The 14594-nt window shown below is 72.1% G+C and carries 14 protein-coding genes; 8 read left to right on the forward strand and 6 right to left on the reverse strand.

What is annotated here, in order from left to right; genetic code table 11:
• Positions 1–34: 34 nt before the first annotated feature.
• Positions 35–1786, forward strand: coding sequence for a glycoside hydrolase family 35 protein (locus ACZ4UV_RS01285; protein ID WP_451021156.1), 1752 nt, complete (start codon positions 35–37; stop codon positions 1784–1786).
• Positions 1787–1943: 157 nt separating this feature from the next.
• Positions 1944–2834, forward strand: a complete 891-nt coding sequence (locus ACZ4UV_RS01290; protein WP_451021157.1) for a hypothetical protein — start codon at positions 1944–1946, stop codon at positions 2832–2834.
• Positions 2835–2859: 25 nt separating this feature from the next.
• On the opposite strand, the gene ACZ4UV_RS01295 is transcribed toward ACZ4UV_RS01290, so the two are convergent.
• Together ACZ4UV_RS01295 and ACZ4UV_RS01300 are read right to left on the reverse strand one after the other, a co-directional pair.
• Positions 2860–3765, reverse strand: a complete 906-nt coding sequence (locus ACZ4UV_RS01295; RefSeq protein WP_451021158.1) for an SDR family oxidoreductase — start codon at positions 3763–3765, stop codon at positions 2860–2862.
• Between the two features lies 1 nt (position 3766).
• Positions 3767–4525, reverse strand: coding sequence for an SDR family oxidoreductase (locus ACZ4UV_RS01300; protein WP_451021159.1), 759 nt, complete (start codon positions 4523–4525; stop codon positions 3767–3769).
• Positions 4526–4626: 101 nt separating this feature from the next.
• Between ACZ4UV_RS01300 and ACZ4UV_RS01305 the strand changes: the two genes are divergently transcribed.
• The 4 genes from ACZ4UV_RS01305 to ACZ4UV_RS01320 are packed head-to-tail and all read left to right on the forward strand — an operon-like array spanning position 4627 to position 8030.
• On the forward strand, positions 4627–5379 hold the full coding sequence (locus tag ACZ4UV_RS01305) for an enoyl-CoA hydratase family protein (RefSeq protein ID WP_451021160.1): 753 nt from the start codon (positions 4627–4629) through the stop codon (positions 5377–5379).
• Positions 5372–6238 (forward strand): CoA transferase subunit A, encoded by an 867-nt coding sequence (locus ACZ4UV_RS01310; RefSeq protein ID WP_451021161.1) that lies wholly within the window; start codon positions 5372–5374, stop codon positions 6236–6238. The genes ACZ4UV_RS01305 and ACZ4UV_RS01310 overlap by 8 nt, the downstream gene beginning before the upstream one ends.
• Positions 6235–6981 (forward strand): CoA-transferase subunit beta, encoded by a 747-nt coding sequence (locus ACZ4UV_RS01315; protein WP_467835206.1) that lies wholly within the window; start codon positions 6235–6237, stop codon positions 6979–6981. The genes ACZ4UV_RS01310 and ACZ4UV_RS01315 overlap by 4 nt, the downstream gene beginning before the upstream one ends.
• Entirely contained in the window at positions 6981–8030 is a 1050-nt protein-coding gene (locus ACZ4UV_RS01320) for an NAD(P)H-dependent flavin oxidoreductase (RefSeq protein WP_451021163.1), read from the forward strand. Before ACZ4UV_RS01315 ends, ACZ4UV_RS01320 begins: the two co-directional genes overlap by 1 nt.
• A 4-nt stretch (positions 8031–8034) precedes the next feature.
• On the opposite strand, the gene ACZ4UV_RS01325 is transcribed toward ACZ4UV_RS01320, so the two are convergent.
• Genes ACZ4UV_RS01325 through ACZ4UV_RS01335 form a run of 3 tightly spaced genes read right to left on the reverse strand, consistent with a single transcriptional unit; the run spans position 8035 to position 10654 of the window.
• Positions 8035–9192 carry an acetyl-CoA C-acetyltransferase gene (locus ACZ4UV_RS01325; protein WP_451021164.1) on the reverse strand — a complete coding sequence of 386 codons (1158 nt, stop codon included), beginning with the start codon at positions 9190–9192 and terminating at the stop codon, positions 8035–8037.
• A gap of 46 nt (positions 9193–9238) precedes the next feature.
• Positions 9239–9850, reverse strand: a complete 612-nt coding sequence (locus ACZ4UV_RS01330; protein WP_390038191.1) for a TetR/AcrR family transcriptional regulator — start codon at positions 9848–9850, stop codon at positions 9239–9241.
• 15 nt (positions 9851–9865) lie between these two features.
• On the reverse strand, positions 9866–10654 hold the full coding sequence (locus ACZ4UV_RS01335) for an SDR family oxidoreductase (RefSeq protein WP_451021165.1): 789 nt from the start codon (positions 10652–10654) through the stop codon (positions 9866–9868).
• Positions 10655–10707: 53 nt separating this feature from the next.
• Here ACZ4UV_RS01335 and ACZ4UV_RS01340 point away from each other — a divergent pair, with 53 nt between their 5' ends.
• Positions 10708–11847 (forward strand): acyl-CoA dehydrogenase family protein, encoded by a 1140-nt coding sequence (locus ACZ4UV_RS01340; protein ID WP_390038656.1) that lies wholly within the window; start codon positions 10708–10710, stop codon positions 11845–11847.
• A 1-nt stretch (position 11848) separates the two neighbouring features.
• The gene (locus ACZ4UV_RS01345; RefSeq protein ID WP_451021166.1) at positions 11849–12808 is read left to right on the forward strand and encodes an acyl-CoA dehydrogenase family protein; all 960 of its coding nucleotides are present in this window, start codon (positions 11849–11851) and stop codon (positions 12806–12808) included.
• A 106-nt stretch (positions 12809–12914) separates the two neighbouring features.
• On the opposite strand, the gene qcrB is transcribed toward ACZ4UV_RS01345, so the two are convergent.
• Positions 12915–14576 carry a cytochrome bc1 complex cytochrome b subunit gene (gene qcrB / locus ACZ4UV_RS01350; RefSeq protein WP_451022540.1) on the reverse strand — a complete coding sequence of 554 codons (1662 nt, stop codon included), beginning with the start codon at positions 14574–14576 and terminating at the stop codon, positions 12915–12917.
• Between the last annotated feature and the right edge of the window lie 18 nt (positions 14577–14594).

The following is a 14594-nucleotide window of genomic DNA, read 5'->3' on the forward strand; positions in this document are numbered from 1 at the left end:
GTCTCGGCGCACGCCAGCAGGCCAAGGTGAGCGTATGAGCGACTTCACGGTGGGCGAAACGGATTTCCTGCTGGACGGCCGGCCGGTACGGCTGCTGTCCGGCGCGCTGCACTACTTCCGGGTGCACGAGGAGCAGTGGGGCCACCGGCTGGCGCTGCTGCGCGCCATGGGGCTGAACTGCGTGGAGACGTACGTCCCCTGGAACCTGCATGAGCCGCACCCCGGCGGTTTCCGCGACGTCGAGGCCCTCGGCCGCTTCCTGGACGCGGCGCGGGAGGCGGGCCTGTGGGCGATCGTGCGGCCGGGGCCGTACATCTGCGCGGAGTGGGAGAACGGCGGGCTGCCGCACTGGGTGACGGGCGAGCTGGGCGCGTCGGCACGCACGCGTGACGAGCGGTTCCTCCGGTACACGGACCGCTGGTTCCGCCGGCTGCTGCCCGAGGTCGTGTCCCGGCAGCTGGACCGAGGCGGCCCGGTGATCATGGTGCAGGTCGAGAACGAGTACGGCAGCTACGGCTCCGACACCGCCTACCTGGCCCACCTCACCGACCTGCTGCGCGCCGAGGGCGTCACGGTGCCGCTGGTCACCTCGGACGGCCCCGAGGACCACATGCTGACCGGCGGCTCGGTCCCCGGGCTGCTCGCGACGGTGAACTTCGGCTCGCACGCGCGCGAGGCCTTCGAGACCCTGCGCCGCCACCAGCCGCACGGCCCGCTGATGTGCATGGAGTTCTGGTGCGGCTGGTTCGACCACTGGGGCGGCGAGCACGTCGTGCGGGACGCCGAGGACGCGGCGGCGGCGCTGCGGGAGATCCTGGAGTGCGGGGCCTCGGTCAACGTCTACATGGCGCACGGCGGTACCAACTTCGCCGGCTGGGCGGGCGCCAACCGCCCCGGCGGTGAGCTGCACGAGGGCCCGCTGGAGGCGGACGTGACGTCGTACGACTACGACGCCCCGATCGACGAGTACGGCCGCCCCACGGAGAAGTTCTGGCGCTTCCGCGAGGTCCTCGCCGGGTACCACGACGCCCCGCTGCCCGAACTGCCCCCGACACCGCCCCCGTTGGCCTCACCGACGGACGTGCAGGTGACCGCCTGGACCCCCCTCACCGGCGTCCTGGAGACCCTCGGCACCCCCGAACGGGTCCACCCGGTCCCGCCCACCTTCGAGGAGCTGGACATCGCCCGGGGCCTGGTCCGCTACGAGGTGGACGTGCCGGGCCCGCGGCAGCCGTACCCGCTGACCGCGCGTGGCCTGCGCGACCTCGCGGTCGTGTACGTCGACGGCGAGCGGGCCGGGGTCCTCACCGAGGAGGAACCCCAGCTCAAGAAGCCGGTCGCCGGCCCCGCGCGCGTGGAGCTCTGGGTGGAGTCCCTCGGCCGCGTCAACTACGGCCCGCGCTCGGGCGAGCCGAAGGGCATCACCGGGGGCATCCTGCACGAACGCCAGTTCCTGCACGGGGTACGCGCGCGTGGACTCGACCTGGACGCGTTCGAGGGGGGCGTGGACGAGGTGTCTTTCGGTCCGCTCTCGGAGGAGGGCGCGCCGGGCCTGTACCGGGGCACGCTGACGGTGCGCGGGGCTGGTGACGCCCGCCTGGAACTGCCCGGCTGGACCCGGGGCTTCGTCTGGATCAACGGTTTCAACCTTGGCCGGTACTGGTCGGCGGGCCCACAGGAGTCGCTGTACGTCCCCGGCCCGATCCTGAAGGAGGGCGAGAACGAGGTCTGGGTCCTGGAGCTCCAGGGCACTGATCAAGGAACGGCGCGCCTGGCGCCCCTTTAGGGGCGCTGGGGGTACCCCCGGCCGAAGGCTGGGGGAGGAACTGCGCGAACAACCCCCACCGGCCCGCGGTGTCCGAACAACCCTCCGCCCCCCGATTTCCCCCATCCCCCGCATACTGTGAAAGACAGCTCCGGCGACGTCTGTGGGGGTAAGGGACGTGGCGAACGGCGGCCCGGTGGAACACGGCTACCCGCACCTGGACACCGTGCGGGCCGCCATCACGGCGTTGTACCGACGGCTGTCGTACGACACCGTCCAGACCTTCGCCACCAGCGTCCTCCCCGCCGACGTCGCGTTCTGCGACACCGACGACCTCCACCTCGGCTCACACCGCGTCGCCCGCGAGCTGGTCCGGCACTTCCGCCTGCCCGACGCCCGCATGATCGTCGGCTTCAAGGACATGACCCACGCGGCGAACGTCGAACTCACCGCGGGCCCCGAGTACTTCATCGAGCTGAACGACCGTTTCCGCACCCACCGCAGGGACATCGGCGCGGCCCTCGCCCACGAGGTGATGCACGTCTACCTGCACCGCCTGGACCTCTCCTTCCCGGGCGTCCGGGAGAACGAGATCCTCACGGACACGGCGACCACCTACCTCGGGGCCGGCTGGCTGCTCCTGGACGCCTACCGGGAGCACGGCGAGGCGTCCCAGAAGCTCGGCTACCTCACCCCTGAGGAGTTCGGCTACGTGCTGGCCAAGCGCGCCCTCGTCTTCCACGAGGACCCGTCGGTGTGGTTCACCAGCCCGCAGGCCTACACGGCCTACCAGAAGGGCATGGCCCGGGCCCGCCAGGACGAGGAGCAGCCGCCGCTGACCGCTGCCGGATGGGCGGGCCGCCGCCGCTACGCCCGGGACCGCCGCCACGCCCCCGGCGCGCCGCCTCCGCAGCCCGGTGCCTCCTACGCCTTCACCCCCGACAGCGGCGGCCGGCTGCGGGTCTCGTTCCCGTGCCCGACCTGCCACCAGCGGATCAGGGTGCCGGTACGGGGCCGGGTCCGGGCGCGGTGCTCACTGTGCCGGACGGTACTGGAGTGCGACACCTAGACCCCGCCAGACCCCGCCCCCCGTCTCACGCCCCGTACACCGCCCCGGGCGCCTCCGCCTCGGCCAGCAGTTTCAGCGCCGTCTCCCCCGCCTCCGCCGGGGTCCACCGGGCCCCCTTGTCGGCGGTCGGACCAGGGCGCCACCCCTCCATGACGGTGATCCGGCCGCCCTCCGTCTCGAACACCCGCCCGGTGACTCCGGTGCTCGCGGCGGAGCCCAGCCAGACCACGAGCGGGGAGACGTTCCCGGGGGCCATGGCGTCGAAGCCGGCGCCGGGGGCGGCCATGGTCGCGGCGAAGGCCCGTTCGGTCATCCGTGTGCGGGCGGCCGGGGCGATGGCGTTGACCTGGACGCCGTAGCGGGCCAGTTCGGCCGCCGCGACCAGGGTGAGACCGACGATGCCGGCCTTGGCGGCGCTGTAGTTGCCCTGCCCGACCGAGCCCAGCAGGCCCGCGCCGCTGCTGGTGTTGACGATCCGGGCCACCGGGGTGCGGCCCGCCTTGGCCTCGGCCCGCCAGTGCGCGGCCGCGTGCCGCAGCGGCAGGAAGTGGCCCTTGAGGTGCACCCGCATGACCGCGTCCCAGTCGTCCTCACCGAGGTTGACGAGCATGCGGTCGCGCAGGAAGCCGGCGTTGTTGACGAGGGTGTCGAGGCGGCCGTACGCGTCCAGGGCCGCCGCCACCAGCGACTCGGCACCGGCGTCCGTCGCGATGTCGCCGCCGTGGGCCACCGCCTCGCCGCCGGCCGCCCGGATCTCGTCCACGACGGCCCCGGCCGGGCTGTCCTTCCCCGGCCCGCCGTCGAGGCCGACGCCGAGGTCGTTGACGACGACCCGGGCGCCCTCGGCGGCGAAGGCGAGCGCGTGGGCCCGGCCGAGCCCGCGCCCGGCGCCGGTGACGACGACGACCCGGCCCGCGCAGATTCCGCTCATCTCAGTCCTCCTTGTCGGACGGCTTGTTGGCAGTTGCGGCATCGAGGAAGGGGGGCCGCTCCCCACCCCCGTGCACGAGCAGGCTCGCCCCGCTGATGTAGGCGGCCGCGTCGGAGGCGAGGAAGACGGCGGCGGCGCCGACGTCGGAGGGGGCGGCGAGGCGGCCGAGCGGGACGGTGCGGGAGACCGCGTCGATGCCGTCCTGGCCGCCGTAGTGGAGGCCGGCCAGTTCGGTGCGGACCATGCCGACCACGAGGGTGTTGACCCGGACCTCCGGCGCCCACTCCACCGCCATGGACCGGGCAAGGTTCTCCAGCCCCGCCTTGGCCGCGCCGTAGGCGGCGGAGCCCGGCGAGGGGCGGTCACCGCTGACGCTGCCGATCATCACCACCGCTCCCCGGGCCCGCCGCAGGTGCTCGTACGCGGCGAGGGAGGCGGTCAGCGGGGTGAGGAGGTTCAGCTCGATCACCCGGGCGTGCCGCTCGGCGTCCGCGTCGGCGAGCCGCCGGTAGGGGGTGCCGCCCGCGTTGTTGACGAGCACGTCGAGGCGGGGCAGGGCGTCGAAGAAGGCGCGCACGGCGGGCGGGTCGCGCAGGTCGAGAGGGGTGAACTCGACGCCTTCGACGGGTTGTTCGGGCGGCCGGCGGGCACAGGCCACGACCTGGGCGCCGGTCTCGGCGAAGGCCCGGGCGATCCCGGCGCCGACCCCCCTGGTTCCGCCGGTGACGACGACCGTCCTGCCGCTCGGCGAGTTATCCACAGGGCCTCCCGCTCGTCCGCACCGGCTGCTAGCTTCGAAGCCTCACACCTAACAAATGTTTGGTGGAAAGGCAGCTGAGTGCGAAGGTAGCTGATGCGTCCATGGGTGTCTCCACCTCGTCTCCGGAAAAGGGCATCGCGCTCGTCACGGTCGACCACCCGCCGGTGAACGCACTGCCGGTGCGGGGCTGGTTCGCGCTGGCGGAGGCGGTGCGCGCGGCCGGCCGCGACCCCGGGACCCGGTGTGTCGTGCTGACCGCGCGGGGCCGGGGCTTCAACGCGGGCGTGGACATCAAGGAGATACAGGCGGACGGGCACGAGGCGCTGCTGGGCGCCAACCGGGGCTGCGCGGAGGCGTTCGCCGCGGTGTACGAGTGCGAGACCCCGGTGGTGGCCGCGGTGCACGGCTTCTGTCTCGGCGGCGGGATAGGGCTGGTGGGCAACGCGGACGCGATCGTGGCGAGCGAGGACGCCGTCTTCGGGCTGCCGGAGCTGGACCGGGGCGCCCTGGGCGCGGCCACCCACCTGGCCCGCCTGGTCCCGCCGCACCTGATGCGGACGCTGTACTACACCTCGCGCACGGCGACCGCGGCCGAACTGCACGCGTACGGCTCGGTGTGGCGGGTCGTGCCCCGCGAGGAGCTCGGCTCCGCGGCACTGGAGCTGGCGCGGGAGATAGCCGCCAAGGACGGCCGGCTGCTACGCCTGGCCAAGGCCGCCATCAACGGCATCGACCCCGTCGACGTGCGGCGCGCTTACCGCTTCGAACAGGGCTTCACCTTCGAGGCCGCCCTCAGCGGGGTGGCCGACCGGGTACGCGACACCTTCGGGAAGGAGGGTGCGGGGAGTGACTGACAAGACGATGACCGCCGACGAAGCCGTCGCCCGGCTGAGCAGCGGCATGACCCTCGGCATCGGCGGCTGGGGTTCCCGGCGCAAGCCGATGTCGCTGGTCAGAGCAGTGCTCCGGAGCGGCATCGACGATCTGACGCTGGTCTCGTACGGCGGCCCGGACGTCGGGATGCTGGTCGCGGCCGGCCGGGTGCGCACACTGGTGACGGCCTTCGTGACCCTCGACTCCGTCCCGCTCGAACCGCACTACCGCGCGGCCCGCGAACGCGGGGCTCTGGAACTGACGGAGGTCGACGAGGGCATGTTCATGTGGGGCCTGCACGCGGCCGCGAACCGGCTGCCGTTCCTGCCGGTGCGGGCCGGGATCGGCTCGGACGTCCTGCGGGTCAACCCCGGCTTACGGACCGTCACCTCACCGTACGACGACGGGGAGACGTTCGTGGCGATGCCCGCCCTGCACCTGGACGCGGCGCTGGTCCACGTCAACCGCGCCGACCGGCTGGGCAACGGGCAGTACCTGGGCCCGGACCCGTACTTCGACGACCTGTTCTGCGAGGCGGCGGACGCGGCCTACGTCTCCTGCGAACGGATCGTGGACACGGCCGAGCTGACGAAGGAGGCGGCCCCGCAGTCCCTGCTCGTCAAACGGCTGAACGTGACGGGGGTCGTGGAGGCTCCGGGCGGTGCGCACTTCACGTCCTGCGCGCCCGACTACGGGCGGGACGAGGACTTCCAGCGGCTGTACGCGACGACGTCCTGGGCGGAGTTCTCCGGACGGTTCCTGGCCGGGGACGAGCAGGCGTACCGGTCGGCGGTGCGGAACTGGCAGGAGGAACAGGAAGGAAAGGAGGGACAGGGGTGACGGACACACCGCACACGCAGGTGCTGCGCTCCGAGTACTGCGTCATCGCCTGCGCCGAGGCCTGGCGCGGCTCCGGTGAGATCCTGGCGAGCCCGATGGGCCTGATCCCCTCCCTGGGCGCCCGCCTGGCCCGGCTGACCTTCGCACCGGACCTGCTGCTGACCGACGGCGAGGCCCTGCTGGTCCGCCCGGACGGGACGCCCGAGGGCTGGCTGCCCTACCGGCAGCACCTCGCCCTGGTGTCCGGCGGGCGCCGGCACGTGATGATGGGCGCGAGCCAGCTCGACCGGTACGGCAACCAGAACATCTCCTGCATCGGCGACTGGTCCCGGCCCCGCCGCCAGCTGCTGGGGGTGCGCGGAGCGCCTCTCAACACCCTGAACAACCCGACGAGTTACTGGGTCCCCAAGCACTCCCGGCGGGTGTTCGTGGCGAAGGTCGACATGGTGTGCGGGGTGGGGTACGACCGGGTCGCCGCGCATCCGGGCACGGAACGCTTCCACCGGATCCCGCGGGTCGTCACCGACCTGGGCGTCCTCGACTTCGAGACCCCGGACCGCTCGATGCGGCTGGCCGCGCTGCATCCGGGGGTGAGCGTCGACCAGGTGCGGGAGGCGACGGACTTCGAGCTGGCCGTCCCGGACGAGGTGCCGTACACCCGGGAACCGGGCGCGGAGGAACTGCGGTTGATCCGCGAGGTGCTGGATCCGGCCGGCGCGCGGACGAAGGAGGTCGCCGGCTGATGGAGACGGCACTGACCCGGCTGGCCGGGATCCGGCATCCGATCGTGCAGACGGGGATGGGCTGGGTGGCCGGCCCCCGTCTGGTCTCGGCGACGGCCGATGCCGGGGCCCTCGGCATCCTGGCCTCCGCCACCATGACCCTCGACCAGCTGCGGGCCGCGATCGCCGAGGTGCGGTGCCGTACGGACGCCCCGTTCGGGGTGAACCTGCGGGCGGACGCGGCCGACGCCGGCGACCGGGTCCGGCTGATCATCGACGGGGGTGTGCGGGTGGCGTCCTTCGCGCTCGCCCCCTCCCCCGAGCTGATAGCCGAGCTGAAGGAGGCGGGCGTGGTGGTGATCCCGTCCGTGGGGGCGCGGCGGCACGCCCAGAAGGTGGCGGCGTGGGGCGCGGACGCGGTGATCGTGCAGGGCGGCGAGGGCGGCGGCCACACCGGCGAGGTGGCGACGAGCGTGCTGCTGCCGCAGGTGGTGGACGCGGTGCGGATACCGGTGGTGGCCGCCGGGGGGTTCTTCGACGGCCGTGGGCTGGTGGCGGCACTGGCGTACGGCGCGGCGGGGGTCGCGATGGGCACCCGGTTCCTGCTCACCTCGGACTCGCCGGTCCCGGACGCGGTGAAGGCCAGATATCTGGCGGCGACGGTCAGGGACGTCACGGTGACCAGGGCGGTGGACGGACTGCCGCACCGGATGCTGCGGACCGATCTGGTGACCGCGCTGGAGCGCACGGGCCGGGCCCGCGGTCTGCTGCACGCGATCCGGCGTGCGGCGGGGTTCCGGAAGCTGTCCGGGCTCACCTGGCGGCAGATGGTGCGGGACGGCCTGGCCCTGCGGCACGGCAAGGAGCTGTCCTGGAGTCAGGTGCTGCTGGCCGCGAACACGCCGATGCTGCTCAGGTCGGCGATGGTGGACGGCCGTACGGATCTCGGGGTGATGGCGTCCGGGCAGGTCGCCGGGGTGATCGACGACCTGCCGTCGTGCGCGGAGCTGGTGGGACGGATCATGGAGGAGGCGGAGGAGACACGCGAACGGCTCATGGCCCTCAAGTGAGGGCTCACAGCCTCTCGATGATCGTCACGTTCGCCTGCCCTCCGCCCTCGCACATGGTTTGCAGACCGTACCGGCCGCCGGTGCGCTCCAGTTCGTGCAGGAGGGTTGTCATCAGCTTGACGCCGGTGGCGCCGAGCGGGTGGCCGAGGGCTATCGCGCCGCCGTTGACGTTGACCCTGGCGGGGTCGGCGCCGGTCTCCTTGAGCCAGGCGAGGACGACCGGGGCGAAGGCCTCGTTGATCTCGACGAGGTCGATCGCGTCGATGCTGAGCCCGGTCTTCTTCAGGGCGTGGGCGGTGGCCGGGATCGGCGCGGAGAGCATCCGGATGGGGTCCTCGCCGCGGACGGAGAGGTGGTGGACGCGGGCCCGCGGGCGCAACCCGTGTTCGCGGACGGCGCGTTCGGAGGCGAGGAGCAGGGCAGCGGCGCCGTCGGAGACCTGGGAGGAGCAGGCGGCGGTGATGGTGCCACCGTCGACGACCGGCTTCAGGGCGGCCATCTTCTCCAGGGAGGTGTCGCGGCGCGGCCCCTCGTCCACCGCGACCGGGCCGTAGGGCACGACCTCCCGCTCGAAGCGGCCCTCGTCGATGGCGCGCAGTGCCCTCCGGTGGGAGTTCAGGGCGAACTCCTCCTGGTCCCGGCGGCTGATGCCCCACTTGGCGGCGATCATCTCGGCACCGGCGAACTGGTTGACGGGCTGCCTGCCGTACCGGGCCCGCCAGCCCTCGCTGCCCAGGAAGGGGCCCTCGGACAGTCCGAGCGGCTCGGCGGCCTGGCGGGAGGCGAAGGCGATGGGGATCTGGGACATGTTCTGGACTCCGCCGGCGACCACCAGGTCCTGGGTGCCGGAGAGCACGGCCTGCGCGGCGAAGTGCACGGCCTGCTGAGAGGAGCCGCACTGGCGGTCGACGGTGACGCCCGGCACCTCCTCGGGCAGCCCGGCCGCCAGCCAGCAGGTCCGGGCGATGTCACCGGCCTGCGGCCCCACCGCGTCGAGGCAGCCGAAGACGACGTCCTCGACGGCGGCCGGGTCCACGCCCGACCGCGCCACCAGGGCGGTCAGCACGTGGGCGCCCAGATCGGCCGGGTGGACCCCGCTCAGTCCGCCCTTGCGCCGCCCGACCGGCGTGCGCACCGCTTCCACGATGTAGGCCTCGGCCATCTCAGCAACTCCCTCGGCAGAAAGGGGCTTTCAACGAATGGGTGGGCTACTCACGGACGGCGATCCCGTCCAGCACCATCGACAGGTACTGCCGGGCGATCTCCTCCGGGCTGTGCTGTCCGCCGGGCCGGTACCAGGAGGCGGCGACCCACACGGTGTCGCGCACGAACCGGTAGGTGAGGCGGACGTCGAGGTCGGCGCGGAAGACGCGCGCGGCGACCCCGCGCTCCAGCGTCGACAGCCATGCCTTCTCGAAGTTGCGCTGCGACTCGGCGAGGAAGCCGAACCGCTCCTGCGCGACCAGCTGCTTGCTCTCCTTCTGGTAGATGGCGACGGCGGCGCGGTGCCGGTCGATCTCCCGGAAGGACTCGGTGACCAGGGCTTCGAGGGTCTCGCGGGGACCGAGCCCGGCCTCCAGGACGGTGTCGTAGCCGTCCCAGAGCTCGTCGAGGAAGGTCCGCAGGATCTCCTCCAGCATCGATTCCTTGGAGTCGAAGTGGTAGTAGAGGCTGCCGGCGAGCATGCCCGCGTGGTCCGCGATCTTGCGCACGGTGGTGGCGTTGTAGCCCTGCTCGGCGAAGACCTCGGCGGCGGTCTCAAGGAGTTCGCGGCGCCGGGCGGGGGCCGCGGTCACCTGGGGCTTCTTCTTGGTCGGCACGGGTACATTCTCGTCCTACGGGTGCTGGCTGCTGACGGAGACGACCTCTCCGGTGAGGTACGAGGAGTAGCCGGACGCCAGGAAGACGATCGCGTTGGCCACCTCCCACGGCTCGGCGTACCGCCCGAAGGCCTCGCGTGCGGTGAGCTCCTCCAACAGCTCGGCCGAGGTCACCTTGACCAGGTGCGGATGCATGGCGAGGCTCGGTGCCACCGCGTTGACCCGCACGCCGTACGGGGCCGCCTCGATCGCCGCGCACCGGGTCAGCGCCATCACTCCGGCCTTGGCGGCGGCGTAGTGGGCCTGGCCGGCCTGGGCCCGCCAGCCGACGACGGAGGAGTTGTTGACGATCACGCCGCCCTGCCCGCTCTCGCGGAAGAGCCGCAAGGCGGCGCGCGAGCACCGGAAGGTGCCGTTCAGGGTGACGTCCAGGACCCGGGTCCACTGGTCGTCCGTCATGTCGACGAGGGCCGATGTCCCGCCCAGCCCCGCGTTGTTGACGACGATGTCCAGCCGTCCGTGCTCCCGTGCGGCGGTGTCGAAGAGGCCACGGACCTGGGCCTCGTCGGTCACGTCGCACGGGAAGGCGGTCACGGCGCCCGGATGCTCGGCGGCCAGCTCGGCCGCGTACTCCTTCAGGCGCCGCGTGTGGGCGTCGCTGATCAGCACGCGGGCGCCCTCCTCCAGGAAGCGGCGCGCGGTGGCGCCGCCGATGCCCGCCCCGGCCGCGGCCGTGACGACGGCGGTACGTCCTTCGAGCAGCCCGTGCGCGGGCACGTACTCCGGACTCTCGACGCCTGTCATGGGCCCACGCTAACCTACCAAACACTTGTTAGGGAAGGATGGTGACGGCGACCGTGGACCTGACCCACAGCCCGGCGGACGAGGAGTTCCGCGCCGAGGCCCGCGCCTGGCTCCGGGCCCATGTGCCGCACGGCCCGCTCCCCTCCCTGGAGACGGCGGAGGGGTTCGCGGCGCACCGCGCCTGGGAGGCCGAACTGGCCGCGGACCGCTGGTCGGTGGTGTCCTGGCCGGAGCGGTACGGCGGCCGGGACGCGGGACTGATGCGCTGGCTGGTCTTCGAGGAGGAGTACTGGGCGGCGGGCGCGCCGGGCCGGGTCGGCCAGAACGGCATCAGCCTGCTCGCACCGACCCTGTTCGACCACGGGACCGAGGAGCAGCGGGCGCGGGTGCTGCCGTCGATGGCGACCGGCGAGGTGGTCTGGGCGCAGGCGTGGTCCGAGCCCGGAGCCGGTTCCGACCTGGCCTCGCTCACGTCCAAGGCCGTGCGGACGGACGGCGGCTGGCTGCTCACCGGCCAGAAGACGTGGTCGTCACGGGCGGCCTTCGCCGACCGCGCGTTCGGCCTCTTCCGCAGTGAGCCGCATACGCCCAAGCCGCACCAGGGGCTCACCTACCTGATGTTCGACCTGCGCGCGCCGGGGGTGACCGTGCGCCCCATCGGCCGTCTCGACGGGAAGCCCGCGTTCGCGGAGCTCTTCCTGGACGAGGTGTTCGTGGCCGACGAGGACGTGATCGGAGAGCCGGGCCAGGGCTGGCGGATCGCGATGTCGACGGCGGGGAACGAACGCGGGCTGACGCTGAGGTCGCCAGGGCGGTTCCTGGCCGCCGCCGACCGGTTGCGGGACCTCTGGCAGGCGCGGGGCGCACCGGAGTCGGCCGCGGCCCGGGTGGCCGACGCCGTCGCCGGCGCCCGCGCGTACCAGCTCTTCACCTACGCGGCCGCCGCCCGTTTTTTGGACGGCGAGGCGCTCGGCCCGGAGTCCAGCCTGAACAAGGTGTTCTGGTCGGAGCTGGACCTGGCGCTGCACGAGACCGCGCTCGACCTGCTGGGCGCGGAGGGCGAGCTGGCCGACACGCCGTGGTCGGAGGGTTACGTCTTCTCCCTCGCCGGCCCGATCTACGCGGGCACCAACGAGATCCAGCGCGACATCATCGCCGAGCGGCTGCTCGGCCTGCCGAAGGGACGCCGCTGACATGCGCTTCCTCCTCGACACCGCGCAGCGGGACTTCGCCGACGCCCTGCGGGCGTTGCTGACGGCTGCGGACACCCCGGCGGTGATACGCGACTGGAGCCGCGGCGAGCAGGCGAGCGGGCGGGCGTTGTGGGGCCGGATCGGCGCAGCGGGGGTGTTCGGGCTCGCGGTGCCGGAGGAGTACGGCGGAGTGGGTCGCCTGCCCATCGACCTCGCCGTGGCGTTCGTCGAGTTGGGGCGGCACGCGGTGCCGGGGCCGCTGGCGGAGACGGTGGCGGCGGCGGTGCTGCTCGACGACGGGGAAGGCCTCGCCAAGCGGTTCCTGCCGGGGATCGCGTCGGGCGAGTCGGTGGTGACGGTGGCGTTCGAGCAGCACGGGTACGGGTCGGCGCTGGACGGGGACGCGGCCGATGTGCGGCTCGCAGCCACGCCGGAGGGGCTGCGGCTGTCCTCCGGTGCGGGCGCGGTGCGCCGGTCCCTGGATCCCGCCCGCCGACTCACCCCGCTGTTTCCGGTCGGTGAGCTGCTCCGTGCGGAGCCGCCGTGGGCGGAGGCACTGACCTGGGCCCGGCTGGCCACGGCCGCGCAGGCGCTCGGGGTGGGGCTGGCCCTGCTCGACAGTACCGTGGCGTACGTCAAGCAGCGGACTCAGTTCGGCGTGCCCGTCGGGTCGTTCCAGGCGGTCAGGCATCGGCTGGCCGACGTGAGGATAGCGCTGGAGTTCGCGCGGCCGATGGTGTTCGGGGCTGCAGTGACGATGAGTCCGGCGGATGTGGCCGCGGCGAAGCTCAGCGCCTGCGCGGCGGCGTACGCCGGAGCGCGGGCGGCGCTCCAACTGCACGGGGCGATCGGCTATACGGCGGAGTACGACCTGTCGTTGTGGCTGACCAAGGCGCGGGCGCTGCGCGGTGCTTGGGGGGATCCGGAGGACTGCGGAAGGGTGGTTCTCGATCGTCGTTAGCTGCGGGTGGTGGGTGGCTGGTCGCGCAGTTCCTCCCCTTGCCTTCGGCCGGGGGTACCCCCAGCGCCCCTAAAAGCAAAGGACGGGGCGCTCCAGCTCGCGGCGATCAGTGGTGATCCCCGCTCGTGAGCTCCCGGTACTCCTCCTTCGTCGGCTTCGGGATGTGGGTGTCCGGGCCGAACATGCCCTTGGCCAGGCTCGCCCGTACCCGCTGGGAGACGGTGACCTTGCGCCGTACCCCGTTCGCGTCCTCCAGCGGGCCGATCTCGTACGGCGGGTTCTGCTCGTGCTGGGTCAGGACGAACAGGCGGTCCTGACTGAGGGGTTCGTGGACCTCGATGTACTCGCCGTGCGGAAGCATCTTGATGAGGCCGGTCTCCCTGCCGTGCAGGACCTTGTCGCGGTCCCGGCGTTGCAGGCCGAGGCAGATGCGTTTGGTGGTGACGAAGGCGAGGACGGGGACCACGAAGACGGAGATCCGGACGAACCAGGTGATCGAGTTGATGGAGAGATGGAGATGGGTGGCGACGACGTCGTTGCCACCGCCGATCAGGAGGACGAAGTAGAGGCTGAGCCAGGCCACGCCGAGGGCGGTGCGGACGGGGACGTTGCGCGGTCGGTCGAGGATGTGGTGCTCGCGTCTGTCGCCGGTGATCCACGCCTCGATGAACGGGTAGACGCCGATGGCCAGGAGGAAGAGCGGGAAGAGCGAGAAGGGGATGAAGACGCCCAGTTCCAGGGTGTGGCCCCAGGCGTTGATCTCCCAGCCGGGCATGACACGGATCAGGCCCTCGGAGAAGCCGAGGTACCAGTCGGGCTGGGCGCCCGTGGTCACCAGGTCGGGGCGGTAGGGGCCGAAGGCCCACACCGGGTTGATGGTGGCGATGCCGCCGATGAGCGCGAGGATGCCGAAGACGAGGAAGAAGAAGCCGCCGGCCTTGGCCATGTAGACCGGCAGGAAGGGCATGCCGACCACGCTCTTCTGGTCGCGTCCGGGCGCCGGGTACTGGGTGTGCTTGTGGTAGAAGACCAGGATCAGGTGGGCGACGACCAGGCCCAGCATGATCCCGGGCAGCAGGAGCACGTGGATCGGGAAGAACCGCGAGATGATGTCGTGGCCCGGGAACTCCCCGCCGAACAGGAACATCGAGATGTACGAGCCGACGATCGGGATCGACAGGATCGCGCCGTCGGCGAACCGGACGCCGGTGCCGGAGAGCAGGTCGTCGGGGAGCGAGTAGCCGGTCAGACCGGTCAGGATCGCGAGGAACAGCAGCGTCCAGCCGAACAGCCAGTTGATCTCGCGGGGCTTGCGGAAGGCGCCGGTGAAGAACACCCGCATCATGTGGACGACCATGCCGGCCACGAAGACCAGCGCCGCCCAGTGGTGGATCTGCCGGATCAGCAGGCCGCCGCGCACGTCGAAGCTGATGTGCAGCGTCGACTCGTACGCCTTGGTCATGATGATGCCGTTCAGCGGCTGGTAGGTGCCGTGGTAGACGACCTCGGCGCCACTGGGCTCGAAGAACAGGGTGAGGTAGATGCCCGTGAGGATCAGGATGAGGAAGCTGTAGAGGCAGACCTCGCCCAGCATGAAGGACCAGTGGTCCGGGAACACCTTGCGCATGTTCGCCTTGGCCAGGGCGTAGATCCCGAGCCGGCCGTCCGCCCAGTCCGCGAGTTTCTCACCCTTGCCGGGCGGCTCCGCCCGATCCGCGGAACTTCCCACCCGTGTCTGTCCGTTCACCGTTCGTGCGCCGTCGTCCATACGTCGCCCGCCTCCCCG

The organism is Streptomyces sp. NPDC028289 (assembly GCF_055565975.1).

Excerpts from the sequence above, each read along its gene's own strand:
- ACZ4UV_RS01285 (WP_451021156.1), top strand. The coding sequence starts at position 35 with ATGAGCGACTTCACGGTGGGCGAAACGGATTTCCTGCTGGACGGCCGG.
- ACZ4UV_RS01295 (WP_451021158.1), bottom strand. The coding sequence starts at position 3,765 with ATGAGCGGAATCTGCGCGGGCCGGGTCGTCGTCGTCACCGGCGCCGGG.
- ACZ4UV_RS01305 (WP_451021160.1), top strand. The coding sequence starts at position 4,627 with ATGGGTGTCTCCACCTCGTCTCCGGAAAAGGGCATCGCGCTCGTCACG.
- ACZ4UV_RS01320 (WP_451021163.1), top strand. The coding sequence starts at position 6,981 with ATGGAGACGGCACTGACCCGGCTGGCCGGGATCCGGCATCCGATCGTG.
- ACZ4UV_RS01325 (WP_451021164.1), bottom strand. The coding sequence starts at position 9,192 with ATGGCCGAGGCCTACATCGTGGAAGCGGTGCGCACGCCGGTCGGGCGG.
- ACZ4UV_RS01335 (WP_451021165.1), bottom strand. The coding sequence starts at position 10,654 with ATGACAGGCGTCGAGAGTCCGGAGTACGTGCCCGCGCACGGGCTGCTC.
- ACZ4UV_RS01345 (WP_451021166.1), top strand. The coding sequence starts at position 11,849 with ATGCGCTTCCTCCTCGACACCGCGCAGCGGGACTTCGCCGACGCCCTG.
- qcrB (WP_451022540.1), bottom strand. The coding sequence starts at position 14,576 with ATGGACGACGGCGCACGAACGGTGAACGGACAGACACGGGTGGGAAGT.